Genomic DNA, 16524 nt, shown 5'->3' with positions numbered 1-16524 from the left:
TACGGGCGGCTTCGATTAGCGGCTTTGGCGTCTCGCTGCAAAGTCTGCTTTAGCGAATCTGCCGCTTCTCCAGCTTTCGCGCCAGCGTGCGCCGATGCATGCCGAGCCGCCTGGCCGTTTCCGATATGTTGAACCCGGTTTCGACGAGCGTCTGGTGGATATGTTCCCATTCGACGGTCTTGATGGAGGTCGGGCGGGCGTCGAGCGAGGCGTCGACATTGCCTTCGGTGCGCTCGAACGCCGCCTCGATGTCGTCCGTGTTCGAAGGCTTTGCGAGATAATAGGAGGCGCCGAGCTTAATCGCTTCGACGGCGGTCGCGATGCTCGCAAAACCGGTCAGGACGACGATTCGCGTCGTGGAGTCGGCGGCACGCAGCGTCTGCACGCACGCGAGGCCCGAGGCGTTGCCGAGCTTCAGATCGACAACCGCATAGGCGGGCCGATAATCGGCCAGCAGCGCATCGAGTTCGTCGGGGCCGTGGGCGACGCGGACATCGTAATCGCGACGTTCGAACGATCGTTTGAGCGTGCGGGCAAAGACGTCGTCGTCTTCGACGATCAGCAACCGGCGCTGGTCGCTCATGGCGTCTCTCCTTCGTCGCGCGCGATGGCGGAAATGGGCAGGGTGATGCGGACGAGGGCTCCGCCCGCGTCCCGGTTCGCAACGCTTGCGCCGCCGCCCAGCTTGCGAACGACATTGACGAGCAGGAAGAGCCCGAGCCCGCCGCCGGGCCGGCCCTTGCTCGAACGGTAGGGCTGGCCGAAATGCTCCAGCATCTCGGCACTGAAACCGGGGCCGCGATCGGCGATTTCGATGACCGCCATGTCGCCGTCGCGAGAGGCCGTCACGCCGATCCAGTCGGGCGACACTTCGGCGGCATTGTCCATGACGTTGCCGATAACCTGGCGCAAGGCGGGATCCGAAACGATCGCCACGTCCGGACCGAAAACATCATTGAACTCCACGGTCCCCGGCATCCGCCCCGCCCGCGACGCTTCGACTACGTCGCTCAGAAAAGCGCGCATCGTTGTAAGCTGTGGTGCTTCGCCGCGCGCTTCACCTGCCGACATCAGGATGCCGCTGACGATCGTCTTGCAGCGCTGAACGGCCGCGTCCATATCGGCAAGATCGCCCTGCAACTCGCTGTCGCGGGCGGTGGCCGTGGCATTCTTCCAGTCGCCGATCAGCACCGATAGCGTCGACAGGGGCGTTCCAAGTTCATGAGCGGCGCCCGACGCCAGCAACCCCATACGGACGATATGGTCTTCTTCGGCCGCACGCTGACGGGCAGCCGCCAGCGCACCATCACGGTCGCGCAAATTGCGGCTGATGCGGGTAACGAACGCGACGAGCAGGACGGCAATCAGCACGAAGCAGACCAGGCTGCCTTTCAGATAGAGTCCGAGCGGATCGATCGCATAGCGTTCGGGCAGTAGCAGCGGCGTCGGGTCGAACCGCAAGGTGGCAAGACCGGCAAGCGTCGCCGCCACGATCGCCCAGGACGAACGCGGGGTCAGCAGGATCGCGCCGATCACCACTTGCAGCAGGAAGAGCGAGGCGAATGGGTTGGCAAGGCCGCCGCTATGATGAAGTTGCCATGCGAGGGCGGCGACGTCGAAGAGAAGCGCGGCGGTCAACTCGGCATTTGTGACCGCGCGCCCACGGCCCAGCAGGGCAAGGCTGGCGAGGTTGATCGTCACCAGGACGACGAGCGCCGCGAGCAGGGGGGGCAACGGCAGGACGATATCCATAAACCCGCTGACCACGGCAATCGTGGCAAGTTGACCGCCGACGGCGAGCCAACGCAACTGGATCAGCAGCGTCATGTTGCGGCGACCGGCATCGGCTTCCGGCAGCGCAGTCGTCGGGTTCGGGGCCGTCATCAGGGAGCTATATTGGACCGAAGGCGATCGAGATTCCACAGGCGCCACGCAAAAAACAGCGAAAGGCCGGCAAGCGCGAACCAGGTGAGCGCGTAGACGAGATGATTGTCGGGGAATCGAACGACGGTAAGGCCGCCGACGGGGTAGCCGCCCTCGTTTGCGGACGCATCGGCATCGATGAAATAGGGTGCGACCGGCCCCAGCCGGCGTGCGCTGGCGATCGCGGCGACGTCACGCGAAAACCAGCGGTCGCCAGCCGGGTCGTTGGCGCGCAAAAAGGCGCCGCCAGGCTCCGAAAATCGTAGCAAGCCGGTTACAGTGACCTTGCCCGCAGGATTTCCGCCAGGACGCGTGGCGGCGTCGCGTCGCGCGGGCGGCACGAAGCCGCGATTGACGAGGACGGTGAAGTGCCGCGTTTCAAGCGGGGTCATCACCCAATAGCCGCCGCCTAGCTCGGTAACAGCCTTGACCAGCACTTCGCGGCCATGACGAAAATGGCCGGATACCCGGACCCGCCGATAGGCGTCCTTTGCCACCGTCAGGTCGCGCGATGCCGCCGGGCCGGGAGCGGCGACGGCGCCGGCATGGATGCGCGCATCGACGGCGGCGATCAGGTCGTGCTTCCACGCGCGGCGCTCGACCTGCCAAACCCCGAGCGCCAGGAAAGCGGCCGCGAACAGCAGCGCAAGCCCCGTCGACAGGGCGCGTTTCACGGCAATTGGTTCATGTCGTGCGGCATCGGCATCATGTTGGTGTTGAGGTGGTGCATCACCCACAGCGACCCCGCGAGCATGATCCCGACGACGATAATTGTGAAGACGAGCGAGGTCAGCGACCATCCACCTTCGGCCTTTGGCGTCATATGGAGGAAAAAGACCATATGGACGACGATCTGGACCACTGCGAACGCCATGATGATCGCGGCGGTCGCCGACGCGGACAGCGGCATCGTCATCACCATCCAGAACGGTACGGCGGTCAGGATGACCGACAGGACGAAACCGATGGCATAGTCGCGCAGCGAGGCGTGCGGCATCTCGATTTCATGAGGGTCGTGGTTCGCGCTCATCGCAGCATTCCCATGAGGTAGACGATCGTAAAGACGCCGATCCAGATGACGTCGAGAAAGTGCCAGAACATCGACAGGCACATGACGCGGCGCCTGTTCGCCGCGACCAGTCCGTGCTTGCCGAGTTGAACCATCAATGTGATCAGCCACACGATGCCGAAGGTCACATGCAGTCCGTGCGTACCGACCAGCGTGAAGAAGGCCGACAGAAACGCGCTGCGCTGCGGCGTGGCGCCGATTTCTATTAGGTGGTGGAATTCGTAGAGTTCAATGCCGAGAAAGGCGAGGCCGAACAGGCCCGTAATCGCTAGCCAGAGCTGGGTTCCGCGCACCTTGCCCTGCTGCATCTGGAGCACGGCAAAACCGTAAGTTATCGACGAAAACAGCAACATTGCGGTATTCAGCGCGACAAGCGGCAGTTCGAACAGGTCCTTTGGCGCCGGCCCCGCGGCGTAATTGCCGCCGAGCACCGCGTAGCAGGCGAAGAGGATCGCGAAGATCAGGCAATCGCTCATCAGGTAGATCCAGAACCCCAGCATCGTGCTGTGGCCTTCGGGATGCGGATGCTCGTCGAGATCGTAGAAGCGCGGCGCCGTGTCGTCGGCCGGGGAAAGCGTGGTCGTGCTCATGTCAGGCTCCGGCCGCCGCGAGCTGGCGGGTGCGCGCCTCTTCGACCTCGGCGACAGTGGCCGCCGGAATGTCGAAGTCGCGCTTGTAGTTGAAGGTGTGGAAAATCGCCCCGCCGACGAGCGACACGAAACCGAGCGCCGCGAGCCACCAGATGTGCCACACCAACGCGAAGCCCATCACCAGGTTGATCGCGGCGAGGATGAAGCCCGCCCCGGTGTTGCTCGGCATGTGAATGTCGCGAAAGCCGCTGGTCGGCCGGCCCGAACCGCGTGTTTTCATGTCGTGCCAGGCATCGAGGTCGTGGATGACCGGCGTGAAGGCGAAATTATAGTCGGGCGGCGGCGAACTGGTCGCCCATTCGAGCGTTCGGCCGCCCCACGGATCGCCGCTTTCGTCGCGCAATTCCTTGCGCTTCCAGATGCTCACGGCGAACTGCACCAGCATCGCGCCGATCCCGGCCGCAATAACCGCGGCCCCGATCGCTGCGATCACGAACCAGATCTGAAGGCCCGGATCGTCGAACACACGCATCCGCCGGGTCACGCCCATCAGGCCCAGGATGTAGAGCGGCATGAAGGCGAGCCAGAAGCCGACGACCCAGCACCAGAAGCTGACTTTGCCCCAGAAGACATTGAGTTTGAAGCCGAACGCCTTGGGCCACCAATAGTTGATCGCCGCAAACAGGCCGAACAGCACCCCGCCGATGATCACATTGTGGAAGTGCGCGATCAGGAACAGCGAATTGTGGAGCACGAAGTCCGCCGGCGGCACCGCCAGCAGCACCCCGGTCATTCCGCCGACGACGAACGTCAGCATGAAGGCAACCGTCCACATCATCGGCAGGTCGAAGCGGATGCGCCCGCGATACATGGTGAAAAGCCAGTTGAAGAGCTTCGCGCCGGTCGGGATCGATATCACCATCGTCGTGATGCCGAAGAAGCTGTTCACGCTGGCGCCCGAGCCCATCGTGAAGAAGTGGTGCAGCCAAACCAGATAGCTGAGAATGGTAATGCACACCGTCGCATAAACCATTGAGGTATAACCGAACAGCTTTTTACCCGAAAAGGTTGAGGTGACTTCGGAAAAGACGCCGAACAGCGGCAGGATCAGGATGTAGACTTCGGGATGGCCCCAGATCCAGATCAGGTTGACGTACATCATCGCCGACCCGCCGAAGTCGTTGGTGAAGAAATTGGTCCCGACATAGCGGTCGAGGCTGAGCAGCGCGAGGCACGCGGTAAGCACCGGGAAGCTCGCAACGATCAGGATGTTCGCGCACAGGCTGGTCCAGGTGAAGACGGGCATTTTCATCAAGCCCATGCCCGGCGCGCGCAGCTTCAGGATGGTTACGATCAGGTTGATCCCCGACAGGGTCGTGCCGACCCCCGCGATCTGAAGCGACCAGATATAGTAATCGACGCCGACATTGGGGCTGTAGGCAATCCCCGACAGCGGCGGATAGGCGAGCCAGCCCGTCTGGGCGAATTCGCCGACGAACAGCGAGATCATGCACAGGATCGCACCCGCCGTCGTCATCCAGAAGCTGAAATTGTTGAGAAAGGGGAAGCTGACGTCGCGCGCGCCGATCTGGAGCGGTACGACATAGTTCATCAGGCCGGTGATGAAGGGCATCGCCACGAAGAAGATCATGATCACGCCATGCGCGGTGAAAATCTGGTCGTAGTGATGGGCGGGCAGATATCCTTCGGAGCCGCCGAACGCCATCGCCTGCTGCAAACGCATCATCACCGCATCGGCAAAGCCGCGCAGGAACATGACGAGGCCCAGGATCATGTACATGATCCCGATGCGCTTGTGATCGACGGTGGTGAACCATTCGCTCCACAAATAGCCCCAGAGACGATATTTGGTGATCAGCCCGAACACCACCAGTCCACCGACAGCAACGCCGAGGAAGGTGAAGATCAGGATCGGTTCGTGCAGCGGGATCGCGTCGAGCGACAGGCGACCGAGGAAGGGGCCGGTTTCGGGAGCGGGATGGGGGGTCATGTCGATGGTCTCAGCCGATCAGGATCTGGGCGAAGGGGCGCGGCGGTCGTTGAGCGCGGTGACCGCGCGCGCGGCGCGTTCGTTCGGAGTGGGCAGGCCGGCACCGGTGAGCGGTGCGAGGTCGACCGGGGTCGCATCGGGGATATCGCTGCTCGCCATCAGCGGCGAACTGCAGAGCGCGCCGACATACCGCTTGCCCCAATAGCCGGGTTCGGTGCCGCGCGCGGCGAACTTGTCGTAGGTCAGGCTGCGCACATTGCGGATACCCGCTATACCCGCGCCCCCCGCGGCGTCGATCGACATCATGTCGTGCATGCACATCTTGCCGGGTTCGACGCACAGGTTGACAACCGCGTCGAACAGCTGCGGCTCGACCGAGGCGAAGCGCTGCACCGGCACCTTTTCGCTCGGCTTTTCGAGCGTCAGATAGCTGTTGCGGTCCAGCGTCCCGCCGCTTGCCCGCGTCTTTGCGACCCATGCGGCGAAATCGGGCTCGCTCAGGCTCTTGACCGCAAAGCGCATGTTGGAGAAGCCGGCGCCCGAATAATTGGACGAGAATCCCGTGAATTGTCCGGTCTCGTTGAAGACGCCGTGAAGTTTGGTTTCCATCCCCGGCATCGCGTAAATCTGTCCTGCAAGGGCGGGAATATAGAAACTGTTCATCACCGACGAGGCCGAGATGCGAAATCGCACCGGATGGTCGACCGGCAGGGCGAGTTCATTGACCGTGGCGATTCCCTGTTCGGGGTAGATAAACAGCCATTTCCAGTCGAGCGCGACGACCTGGACGTCGATCGGCTTCGCGTCTGCGGCGACCGGGGCGCCGGGCGCCGTGCGCGCCAGCGGGCGGTAGGGATCGAGCAGGTGGGTCGCGACCCAGGTGACGGCGCCCAGGCAGATGATGATCAGCAGCGGCGCTGCCCAGATTACGAGTTCGAGCTGGGTCGAATGGTCCCAGTCGGGCTTGTAGGTCGCAGCCTTGTTGGCGGCGCGATAGCGCCAGGCGAAAAAGATCGTCAGCGCCATGACGGGAAGGATGATCAACAGCATCAGCGCGGTGGAAACGAGGATCAGATTGCCCTGCTGGCGCGCGACATCACCCGCCGGATCGAGCACCACCAGATTGCAGCCGGCGAGCAGGGGGATTGCCGCCGCGGCGGAAAACAGCCGGATTCGGCGCAAGAGACGGAAGGCGGGACTAGGCATGCGGCGCGCCTAGGCCGACTTTGCTGCACTGCACATAGGACATTTTGTCCAATCCCTTGATCGCGATCAATGACGCAGAGGGCGTTTCATGTGTGGGGCCGATGCCCTAATATACCGACTCGCGCCGGGGCAAGTTCGACTGCCTCCGCGCCAGATGCAGGAACCGAGTTTCATGTCCGCCGATACCGCGCCCCTAGAGCAGGCCGAACACGACGCGCGCGCGCTGCACGACGATGGCCACCCGATCTCGCCCGCCGAGATTGCGATCGGGGTGGTCATCGGCCGCACGTCCGAGTTTTTCGACTTCTTCGTCTATGCGATCGCCTCGGTCCTCGTATTTCCCAAGCTGGTTTTTCCGCATCTCGATCCGCTGACCGGAACGCTCTGGTCGTTCGCGATTTTCGCGCTCGCCTTTTTTGCGCGGCCCGTGGGGACGGTCATCTTCACTGCGATCGACCGCGCCTATGGCCGCGGCGCGAAACTGACGATCGCGCTGTTCCTGCTCGGGGGCTCGACCGCGGCGATCGCCTTTCTGCCCGGCTATGATTCGATCGGCCTCGGCGCGGCGGCGTTGCTGGCGCTGTTCCGCATGGGGCAGGGCGTCGCGCTCGGCGGGTCGTGGGACGGGCTGGCCTCGCTGCTCGCGATCAACGCGCCCGAAGGAAAGCGCGGATGGTATGCGATGATCCCGCAACTCGGCGCCCCGCTGGGGCTGATCGTCGCGAGCCTGCTCTTCATGTTCCTGATCTCTGCGCTGCCGGCGCAGGACTTTCTCGACTGGGGCTGGCGCTATCCTTTCTTCGTCGCGTTCGCGATCAACGTCGTCGCGCTGTTCGCCCGGCTGCGTATCGTCGTGACGCCCGAATATGAACGCTCGTTCCAGCACCGCGACCTGGAGCCGGCGCCGATGTCGGAAACGCTGCGATCGAACTGGAAGGTGATCGCGACGGGGGCCTTCGCCCCGCTCGCGTCCTTCGCGATGTTCCACATGGTCACCGTATTCCCGCTGTCGTGGGTGTTCCTGTTCACCGACGAGACCCCGGCCCGCTTCCTGCTGATCGAAGCCGTCGCGGCCTTTGTCGGCGTTCTTGCCATCATCGCGTCCGGTCGCCTTGCCGACCGCGTCGGACGGCGGACCATGCTGGGCTTTACCGCGGCCGCGATCGCGGCGTTCAGCGGGTTTGCTCCCCAACTCCTGGACGCGGGCGAGGCCGGCGAGGCGGCCTTCATGCTGCTGGGCTTTGCCCTGCTCGGCCTGTCGTTCGGTCAATCGTCGGGCGCGCTGTCGTCGGAGTTCCATCCCCGACACCGCTATACGGGTTCGGCCTTCACCTCCGACCTGGCCTGGCTGTTCGGTGCGGGTTTCGCGCCGATGGTCGCCCTGTGGCTGTCGAGCCAGTTCGGTCTGCTCGCGGCCGGCGGCTATCTGCTCTCCGGAGCGATCGGCACGCTCGTCGCGCTGTGGCTCAACCGCGAGCTCGCCCGCAACATCGGCTGAACCGGCGTGAGTCCAAAGCCGCGGGTCCACATCGGATTTATGCGCGAAATAGGCGCCCGCGCGCCGGTCACTTCCCGAACTTCACGCCGATCCAGAGCGTGCGGGGAGTCCCGAGGTCGATCGAACCGCCCTGGTTGCGCGTCATCACGCGCGCGCCGGTGACGTTCTCGGCGCGAAGCACGACGCCCATGCGGCGCGTCACCGGCAGTTCGGCATAGAGATCGAGCGTCGTCGCGGGCTTCAGTACGTCGCTTTCGAGATCGTCTTCATATTGAGCCCCGACGTGCCGCAGCGTGCCGGCGAATGTCCAGCCGTCCGCGGGGCGCAGGTCGAGCGTCGCGCTTGCCGCCCAGCGCGGCGTTTGCGCCGGCCGGTTGCCGTCGAGAGCCGCGGCGAGGCCGCTGCCCCGCGCCTTGGCATCGGTGTAGGCCGCCGAGCCGCGAAATCCGACGATCCCGCGCGTGATACCGGCCGACAGTTCGATGCCGCGGGCGCGGATCGCATCGATGTTGCGGCGCTGCCGCAAATTGGTGCCGATGGTGACGTTGGCCACGGCATGCCGGACCTCGTTATCGAACATGGTCGCCGAGAGATCGATGCCTGGCGCCGGCGTCATGTCGATGCCGGCTTCATAGCCGATCAGACGTTCGTTGCGCAGCGCCGCGTTCGCCTGGGTCGTTACCGGGAACACGACGAAGGGGCGGTAAAGCTCGTTGAGCGTCGGGAGGCGTAACCCGCTGTACGCGGCGGCGCGCAGCCGCAGCGCGTCGCTGGCCCGCCACGTTGCGCCGCCGCGAAACGAGCCCTGCCAGCCCGCGCGGCTGGCGAAGCGATCGTCGGCCACCAGAATGTTCGCGCCGCTGCGTTCCCGATAAAAGCCGTCGGCCACGACATAGCGATCGGCACGTGCGCCGGCGGTCAGGGTGAGGGCGCCTATGCTCCAGTCATCTTCGACGAACAGGCCCAGGTCGCTGTTGGTCCCGCCGGCGTTGCGGCGCGCGGTAACATTGCCGGTCATCGCGCTCAGCGCGGTTTCGAACAGTTCGCCGTCGGACCGCCGATAGTCCAGGCCCAGCCGCAGGACGTGGGAGCCGCCAACCGGCGGGCGCAGTTCGACCTTGCCGCCGAGGCCGGTCGACGGTGTATTGCGCTGGTCCAGGACGGGGGTGAAGCTGCTCGACGAAATCACGACATTCGTGAAATTGCGGGCCTGGACATAGGCCAGCGCATCGAACTGCCAGTCGCCGCGCCCGACGATGCGCAGGCTCGCTTCCTGCCCTTCGCTCGTCGAGGCCGCGCCGTCGAACCGCAAGGTCCGCTGGTCGTCGAACGCCATCGCACGCGCCTGAAGCTCGACCGTGTCGGTGAGCGGTGCCACGAGGCGGATTTGGGTCGACCAACTGTCATAGGCCGCGCGCGCGGTAGCGGCGACGCGCTGGTCGGCGGGGGTGGTATGGAATNGCCATCGCACGCGCCTGAAGCTCGACCGTGTCGGTGAGCGGTGCCACGAGGCGGATTTGGGTCGACCAACTGTCATAGGCCGCGCGCGCGGTAGCGGCGACGCGCTGGTCGGCGGGGGTGGTATGGAATCCCCGCCCGCGATCCCAGCGCCCCGAGACGACGGCAAAGCCTGCGCCGAGCGGCGCAGCGAGCGTGGCGCTGGCTTCGGTTTCGCCGCGATCGTCGACAAGCAGCGCGCCGCTCAGCGGTCCGAGCGTCGCGGCATCGGCGCTCGTCAGCTCGATCGTGCCGGCCAGCGCACCGGCGCCGAAGGGCCCCGACCCGCCACCGCGCGTGACGCGCACGCTCGCCAGCCGCTCGGGCGCGAGCGCCGAAAGCGGGATGTAGCCGAAAAAGGGATCGGCAACAGGCACGCCGTCGAGCAGCATCTGCGCCCGGCTCGTCGCGTTGCCGCCGAGCGCGCGCAGCGTGATCCCCTGGGCCGAGGGGTTGGCGGCGCGGCTGTCGGAGCGGCGAAACTGCTGGAACCCGGCCACCGAAGCGAGCGCGTCCTCAAGGCGTCCCGATGCGGTCGTGGTCAGCGCGTCGCGCTCGATGATGCCGATGTCGTAGGCGGGCGTCGCGGGCGTGTCGGCAAGGCCGGTCCCCGTGACGACGATCGGGGCCTGGTCCTGCGCCGCCGCCACCCCGGGCAGCAGGACGAGCGCGGCGAGTGGAAGGCGGGCGGCTGTCATTCTCATTATCGGCACCGATCCCCGGCTCGCTGTTGTTCGGTCGGCGTCGGGAGTGGAAATCGCAAGCGCGAAATGCTCTAAGGGATGCTTCCACAACGCCGGGACGACGCCATGGCCGACCGCAAGCCGCACTACAAGACCTACACGTCCCCCGCCGGCGGATGGGGCGCCGCCGCCGCGACCGCGAAGGTCCTGCTCGAACAGAGCGTGGTGACGAAGGGCTCGCGCGCGCTGCTGTCGATGAACCAGCCGGGCGGCTTCAAATGTCCCAGCTGCGCCTTTCCGGACCCGACCTGCAAGAAGACCTTCGAATTCTGCGAGAACGGCGCCAAGGCGCTCGCGCACGAGGCGACGAAATTCCGCGTCACCCGCGACTTTTTCGCGCGGCACAGCGTCAGCGAACTGATGGAACAGTCCGACTATTGGCTCGAAATGCAGGGCCGTCTGACCGAACCGATGCGCTATGACGCGGCGAGCGATCATTATGCGCCGGTGAGCTGGGACGACGCCTTTGCGCTGATCGGCGATCACCTGCGCGCGCTGGAACGCCCGGACGCGGCGGAATTCTATACCTCGGGCCGCACCCCGAACGAGGCGGCCTTCCTCTATTCGATCTTCGTGCGCGAGTTCGGCACCAACAATTTCCCGGACTGTTCGAACATGTGCCACGAACCGACGAGCCGCGGCCTGCCGCCGGCGATCGGGGTCGGGAAGGGGACTGTCGTCCTCGACGATTTCGAGCATGCCGAAGCGATCTTCGTGATCGGGCAGAATACCGGCACCAACGCGCCGCGGATGATGACCTGCCTGGTCGAAGCGCGCAAGCGCGGGGTGCCGATCGTCGCGGTCAATCCGATGCCCGAACGCGCGCTCATTCGCTTCACCGAGCCGCAGGACGTCGTCCAGATGGCGACCTTTGGCTCGACCCCGGTTGCGAGCGAATTCGTGCATGTGAAAATCGGCGGCGACCTTGCCCTGCTGAAGGGCATGATGCGCGTGCTGTTCGAGCGCGAGGCGGCGGGGGAGGCGGTGCTCGACCACGCGTTCATCGCCGAACATACCGAGGGGTTCGAGGCGTTGCGCGACGACATCCTGGCACAGGACTGGGCCGAGATCGTCGCCGTGTCGGGCATTTCGGAGGAGCAGATCCGCCGCTGCGCCGAAATCTACATCCGCTCGAATGCGACGATCATCTGTTACGGCATGGGATTGACCCAGCACCAGCTGGGTTCGCAGCTGTTGCAACAGGTCGCCAACCTGCTGTTGCTGAAGGGGCAATATGGCAAGCCCGGTGCGGGCATCTCGCCGATCCGCGGGCATTCGAACGTCCAGGGCGACCGCACGGTGGGGATCGACGAACGACCGAGCCAGACCTACCTCGATCGCGTGCGCGACGTCTTCGGCTTCGAACCCCCGCGCGTCCACGGGCATCATACGGTCGAATCGGTCGAAGCGATGCTGGCGGGGACGGCCAAGGTCTTCATCGGGCTCGGCGGCAATTTCGTTCGCGCGGTGCCCGATACGCCGCGAGCCTATGCCGCAATGGCGAAACTCGACCTGACCGTCGGTATCGCCACAAAGCTCAACCGCGGACATCTGATCCATGGTCGCGACGCGCTGATCCTGCCCGTCGTCGCGCGATCCGAGCGCATCGAGACCGCCGCGGGCGAACAATTCGTGACGATCGAGGATTCGATGTCGAACGTCACGGCGTCGCGGGGGGTGCTCGATCCGGCAAGCGAGCATCTGATGCCCGAGGTCGAGATCGTCTGCCGCATGGCGATGGCGACATTGCCCGAAAGCCGGGTCGACTGGATGCGCTACATCGACGATTATGACGCGATCCGCGACAAGATCGCCGAGGTCTATCCCGCGATCTACGAAGATTTCGCGGAGCGGATCAAGGCGCCGCAGGGATTCCACCTCGACGTCGCGCCGCGCCGCCGTGTGTGGCTGACTCCGAACGGCAAGGCCAATTTCCTGATCCTTCCCGGCTTGCACGTCGACGCCCCGGTCGACGATCCGGACATGCTGCGGCTCGCCACCGTGCGCTCGCACGATCAGTTCAACACCACGATATACAGCTATAACGACCGCTATCGCGGGGTGTACGACGACCGGATGGTGATCTTCGTCAATGCAGAGGATCGCGAAGCGCGCGGTTTTGATGCCCGCGAAAAGGTCGCGCTGGAGACGATCGCCACCGACGGCATCGCTCGCCGGGTCGAGGGGCTGACGCTGATCGACTATCCGATGCCGCGCGGCGCGCTGGCAGGCTATTACCCCGAACTCAACCCGCTGCTTCCGCTCGATTACTATGATCGCGTCAGCGGAACCCCGGCCGCGAAGTCCATCCCGGTGCGGATCGTCCGCTAGGGTCCTGACCCTAGAGTTCGGGATCACCGCTGACCAGCAGGGCGGAATCGGCGCGGGCAAGCGTCAGCAGCGTCAGCCCTGCGGTTTGAGCGCGCTCGGCGGCTAGGCTTGTCGGCGCCGATATCGTCACCAGCATCGGACAGCCTGCCCGTATCGTCTTTTCGACCAGTTCGTAGCTGCACCGCGCGGTCAGGACGATGAACCCCTCGGCCGGCCGGCGTCCGCTCCGCGCGAGGGCGCCGATCAGCTTGTCGAGCGCATTGTGGCGCCCGACGTCCTCGCGCAGGCAGAGGATGTCTCCTCGAGTCGAACAGAAGGCGGCCGCGTGGGCCGCCCCGGTCGCGCGTCCGAGCGATTGATGATCGGGCAACGCGGCGAGCGCCTTCGCGACGGCGTTGCGGTCGCACACCAGGCGCGCTGTAATCGGCGGCAGGGGCCGCAGCACCTCTGCGATATTCTCCATGCCGCAAAGCCCGCAGCTACTTTCGGACACGCGTCGCCGGACACGGTCGAGTGCCACGCGGGCGCGGTCGGGCGCAAGCCAGAGGCGAAGCGCAATTCCGCCTTCGATCGGCTGGACATCGACCCGGTCGATGTCCGACGCGTCGGCGACCAGTCCCTCCGACAGGGCGAAGCCCGCGGCATAGTCCTCCAGGTCGGTAGGGGTCGCCATCATCACCGCATAGGCAAGGCCGCCGATTTCGATCGACACGGGCGTTTCGACCGCGACCTCGCGTATAAGATCGGAATCGGAGCGATCCGCAAATCCGATTTTCCGAGCCCGAACCGGTGTCGAGGGTCCCTCGGGCGTCACCGTGCGGCCGTCGCGTGCATGACCGGCCGCCCATCCCCGGCGAAGGCGCCGAGCTCGATCGCGTCCCCGTCGCCGCGGATCGCGAGGTGCAGCGGTTCGTCCGCGACCGCCGGCGACACCCCGCGAAAGGCAAACCGGGACAGCGCATTGTCGCCGAAGCGCCGCCGCGCGAGGTCGAGCAACAGCGTGGCGGTCAGCGGTCCATGGACGACGAGTCCCCGATAGCGTTCTTCGTCGATTGCATAGGGTCGATCATAATGGATCCGGTGGCTATTGAACGTCAGCGCCGAATAGCGAAAGAGCAGCGCCGCCGATGGTTCGATCGCGCGGTGCCCATCCCACGCGCCGACGTCGAAACGGGTGTCCTCTGGCGGCGGCGGCGACAGCGGCGCGTCGGGAGCGGCGGCTTCGCGAAACACGATCGACTGGATTTCGCTGATTGCCACGCCGGTGCCGTCGCGGGTTTCGTGGGCCACATCCACAAAGACGAGCGAGCCGCTGCTGCCCTGCTTGGTCGTCACGGCCGCGATCCGCGACCGGCGTGCGATCGCATCGCCGCAGCGAAGCGGGCGCAAGAATTCGATTTTGCTCGACGCCCACATGCGCCGGGGCAGGGGGATGGGGGGCATGAAGCTTTGCGCGTCGCCGGTGCGGCGTGGATGGCCGTCGGTCCCGAGCGATGCGGTTGGCGCATCGGGCAGCGCGAGGCACCAGTGAAAGCCCTGCGGTACCGCGCCATCGCTGGTGGCTTCGCGATCGAGCGTCGCGAGCCAGCGTGTCAAGGCGCTCTCGTCGATCCGGTCGCGACGCTCTTCCTCGCGGCCCACCCATTGCTGCCATTCGCTCATGCGTTGCCTTCCTCGCTGATCCTACGGAACGACGCGCCCCTCGTCGCGGCGGGGCATCGGTGCCGCATAGCGCAGCACGGTGGACGAAAGCAGAAGCCATATGGCCGCGGAAAAGATCGCGGCGGGCAGGGACCATATATCGGCAAGTGTGCCGAGTAGCCAGGCGCCGAGCGCCATGCCGCCGAAGGTCACCGCCTGGTAGATGGACAGGCAGCGGCCGAGGATCGCCTCCGGCGAACGAAGCTGCATCGCGACGTTGAGCGTCGTCATCGTGCACACCCAGCACATTCCGGCGACGAAGGCCGCGGCCATGACGGGGGGAAGGCTGCGGGACAATGCTATCGCGCCCAGCGATGCCGCAAAAACCAGCGAGGAACTGCCGATCAGCGCGTCGCTGCCCCAGCGATGCCGGGCCTTGCCGACCCACAGGGCGGCGAAGATCGATCCGGCCCCGAACCCCGCCAGCGACAAGCCGTAGGTCAGTTCCGTGCCAAGCAGGCGGTCGCGAACCACCGAAGGAAGGAGCGCCTGGAAACCTGCGGCTCCGAACCCGAAGGTGAAGCCGCGGATGAGGACGCGCCGAACGGGGTTCGACTGGGCGCAGAAGCGTATGCCGGTTGCGATCGCCGACAGGATCGGCGACCGTTTTGGTGGTGTGATTTCGGGATGCCAGCGCAGGAGAACGATGATCAGAGCGACGTAGCTCAACGCATTGAGACCGAAGCCGACGGCAGGACCGGCGAAGGAAATGAGCAGCCCGCCAAGCGCCGGGCCGACGCTGCGGGCAAGGTTGAAGGCGATCGTGTTGAGCGCGATGGCCTGTGGAAGATGTTCGTGCCCCACCTGCAAGCGCACCGAAGCCTGCCACGCCGGGGCATTGAGTGCGGTGCCGCAGCCGACGGCGAGGGTGAAGCACAGCAGGAGGAATGGAGTGATGGCGCCCGACCAGGTAATCAGCGTGAGAACGGCCGAAACCACGAGCATGCCGGTCTGCGCGGCAAGCATGACCCGGCGCCGGTCGAAATTGTCCGCGATGGCGCCCGCAAAGACCCCGATCAGCATGATGGGAATGGTCGCGCTGGCCTGAACCAGTGCGATATAAAGGTGCGAAGGCGTCAGCTCCGTCATCAACCAGGCGGCCCCGACCGCCTGGATCGTCGAGCCCATGTTCGAGGCGAGATTCGCAATCCAGATCGCGCGAAAAGCGGGAAAGCGAAACGGAGCAAGCGCGGAAGGAGCGGAGGACGTGTCGGGACTCACGAGAATGCGACTAGACCCGCGACCGCGGCCGGGCAAGCCTGTGCCGTGCGCGACGGCCTCAGCAGGTAAGGGCCGCCTCGAAGAGGCACCGGAAGCGGTATTCGCATTCGGCGCGCTGTTCGGTCGAGCCGTCGAGGGCTTCGACTTTCATGATCGTGCGAAGCACGCCGATCCCCATCAGGATCGCGAGCAGCATATTGGCGCGCATGTCGGCATGGTCGTCGCCGATGATTTCGGCAAGCGGTCCGAGAACGTCGAGGTGGACGAGGTCGCGAATAATCTCTCCCGCCTGGGGCGAGGAGGCCGACCGCAGCATGATCACGAACATCTCCATCCGGTGATGCCGGTGTTCGTCGCCGTCTTCGACGACGAGTTGCGCCAGATAGGCCGGCAGTTCGGCGGCGGTCAGGGGTTCGCGGATCAGCCCCTCGTCCTTGTCGGCAAGCACGACCTCGCGGAACAGACCTTCCTTGCCGCCGAAATAGCGGCCGATCAGCGCGACGTCGACGCCGGCGTCGCCCGCGACTTCGCGCAACCCGACATTGTCGTAGCTTTCGCGCAGGAAGCGCTGGTGCGCCGCTGCCAGGATCGCCGCGCGCGTTGCCGTAGCGTCGCGCTTTTTAACCGTCGTCATCTTTGCCATGCGCGCCATTTATCGCGGCTGAGAAATAAATCAACAGCTGTTGACTTGCTCGCTGATGCAGATTAGTCGGCGCAACGGTATCGCGCGGTGC

At 65.2% G+C, this 16524-nt stretch carries 15 protein-coding genes; 2 read left to right on the top strand and 13 right to left on the bottom strand.

Going from position 1 to position 16524, the window contains the following annotated elements:
* Positions 1-49: 49 nt before the first annotated feature.
* Genes AC58D2_RS11520 through cyoA form a run of 7 tightly spaced genes read right to left on the bottom strand, consistent with a single transcriptional unit; the run spans position 50 to position 6799 of the window.
* Positions 50-583, bottom strand: coding sequence for a response regulator transcription factor (locus tag AC58D2_RS11520; protein WP_497390394.1), 534 nt, complete (start codon positions 581-583; stop codon positions 50-52).
* The gene (locus tag AC58D2_RS11515) at positions 580-1884 is read right to left on the bottom strand and encodes an ATP-binding protein (protein ID WP_497390392.1); all 1305 of its coding nucleotides are present in this window, start codon (positions 1882-1884) and stop codon (positions 580-582) included. The genes AC58D2_RS11520 and AC58D2_RS11515 overlap by 4 nt, the downstream gene beginning before the upstream one ends.
* Positions 1884-2597, bottom strand: a complete 714-nt coding sequence (locus AC58D2_RS11510; protein WP_497390390.1) for an SURF1 family protein — start codon at positions 2595-2597, stop codon at positions 1884-1886. Before AC58D2_RS11510 ends, AC58D2_RS11515 begins: the two co-directional genes overlap by 1 nt.
* Positions 2594-2953: a cytochrome o ubiquinol oxidase subunit IV gene (gene cyoD / locus AC58D2_RS11505; protein WP_497390388.1), complete on the bottom strand. Its 360-nt coding sequence runs from the start codon at positions 2951-2953 to the stop codon at positions 2594-2596. The genes AC58D2_RS11510 and cyoD overlap by 4 nt, the downstream gene beginning before the upstream one ends.
* A complete protein-coding gene (gene cyoC, locus AC58D2_RS11500; protein WP_497390386.1) occupies positions 2950-3582 on the bottom strand; it encodes a cytochrome o ubiquinol oxidase subunit III in 633 nt (210 codons plus the stop codon). Before cyoC ends, cyoD begins: the two co-directional genes overlap by 4 nt.
* A gap of 1 nt (position 3583) precedes the next feature.
* Positions 3584-5593 carry a cytochrome o ubiquinol oxidase subunit I gene (cyoB, locus tag AC58D2_RS11495; protein WP_497390384.1) on the bottom strand — a complete coding sequence of 670 codons (2010 nt, stop codon included), beginning with the start codon at positions 5591-5593 and terminating at the stop codon, positions 3584-3586.
* An 18-nt stretch (positions 5594-5611) separates the two neighbouring features.
* Positions 5612-6799, bottom strand: coding sequence for a ubiquinol oxidase subunit II (gene cyoA, locus AC58D2_RS11490; RefSeq protein ID WP_497390382.1), 1188 nt, complete (start codon positions 6797-6799; stop codon positions 5612-5614).
* Between the two features lie 172 nt (positions 6800-6971).
* Here cyoA and AC58D2_RS11485 point away from each other — a divergent pair, with 172 nt between their 5' ends.
* Positions 6972-8297, top strand: a complete 1326-nt coding sequence (locus tag AC58D2_RS11485; RefSeq protein ID WP_497390380.1) for an MFS transporter — start codon at positions 6972-6974, stop codon at positions 8295-8297.
* A gap of 67 nt (positions 8298-8364) precedes the next feature.
* Here AC58D2_RS11485 and AC58D2_RS11480 read toward each other — a convergent pair whose 3' ends face one another.
* Both AC58D2_RS11480 and AC58D2_RS11475 read right to left on the bottom strand, forming a co-directional pair.
* A complete protein-coding gene (locus tag AC58D2_RS11480; protein WP_497390453.1) occupies positions 8365-9675 on the bottom strand; it encodes a TonB-dependent receptor in 1311 nt (436 codons plus the stop codon).
* Between the two features lie 25 nt (positions 9676-9700).
* Positions 9701-10492 (bottom strand): TonB-dependent receptor, encoded by a 792-nt coding sequence (locus AC58D2_RS11475; RefSeq protein ID WP_497390378.1) that lies wholly within the window; start codon positions 10490-10492, stop codon positions 9701-9703.
* 111 nt (positions 10493-10603) lie between these two features.
* Here AC58D2_RS11475 and AC58D2_RS11470 point away from each other — a divergent pair, with 111 nt between their 5' ends.
* A complete protein-coding gene (locus tag AC58D2_RS11470; RefSeq protein ID WP_497390376.1) occupies positions 10604-12868 on the top strand; it encodes an FdhF/YdeP family oxidoreductase in 2265 nt (754 codons plus the stop codon).
* Positions 12869-12878: 10 nt separating this feature from the next.
* Here AC58D2_RS11470 and fdhD read toward each other — a convergent pair whose 3' ends face one another.
* The 4 genes from fdhD to AC58D2_RS11450 are packed head-to-tail and all read right to left on the bottom strand — an operon-like array spanning position 12879 to position 16424.
* Positions 12879-13682, bottom strand: a complete 804-nt coding sequence (gene fdhD / locus AC58D2_RS11465) for a formate dehydrogenase accessory sulfurtransferase FdhD (protein WP_497390374.1) — start codon at positions 13680-13682, stop codon at positions 12879-12881.
* Positions 13679-14530 (bottom strand): HTD2 family dehydratase, encoded by an 852-nt coding sequence (locus AC58D2_RS11460; RefSeq protein WP_497390372.1) that lies wholly within the window; start codon positions 14528-14530, stop codon positions 13679-13681. Before AC58D2_RS11460 ends, fdhD begins: the two co-directional genes overlap by 4 nt.
* A gap of 21 nt (positions 14531-14551) precedes the next feature.
* Positions 14552-15790 carry an MFS transporter gene (locus AC58D2_RS11455; protein ID WP_497390370.1) on the bottom strand — a complete coding sequence of 413 codons (1239 nt, stop codon included), beginning with the start codon at positions 15788-15790 and terminating at the stop codon, positions 14552-14554.
* Positions 15791-15848: 58 nt separating this feature from the next.
* Entirely contained in the window at positions 15849-16424 is a 576-nt protein-coding gene (locus AC58D2_RS11450; protein WP_497390368.1) for a TetR/AcrR family transcriptional regulator, read from the bottom strand.
* Positions 16425-16524 lie beyond the last annotated feature (100 nt).

The sequence above is a fragment of the Sphingopyxis sp. CR5 genome (genome assembly GCF_059693785.1).
This window is presented reverse-complemented; position numbering and strand designations above follow the sequence as displayed.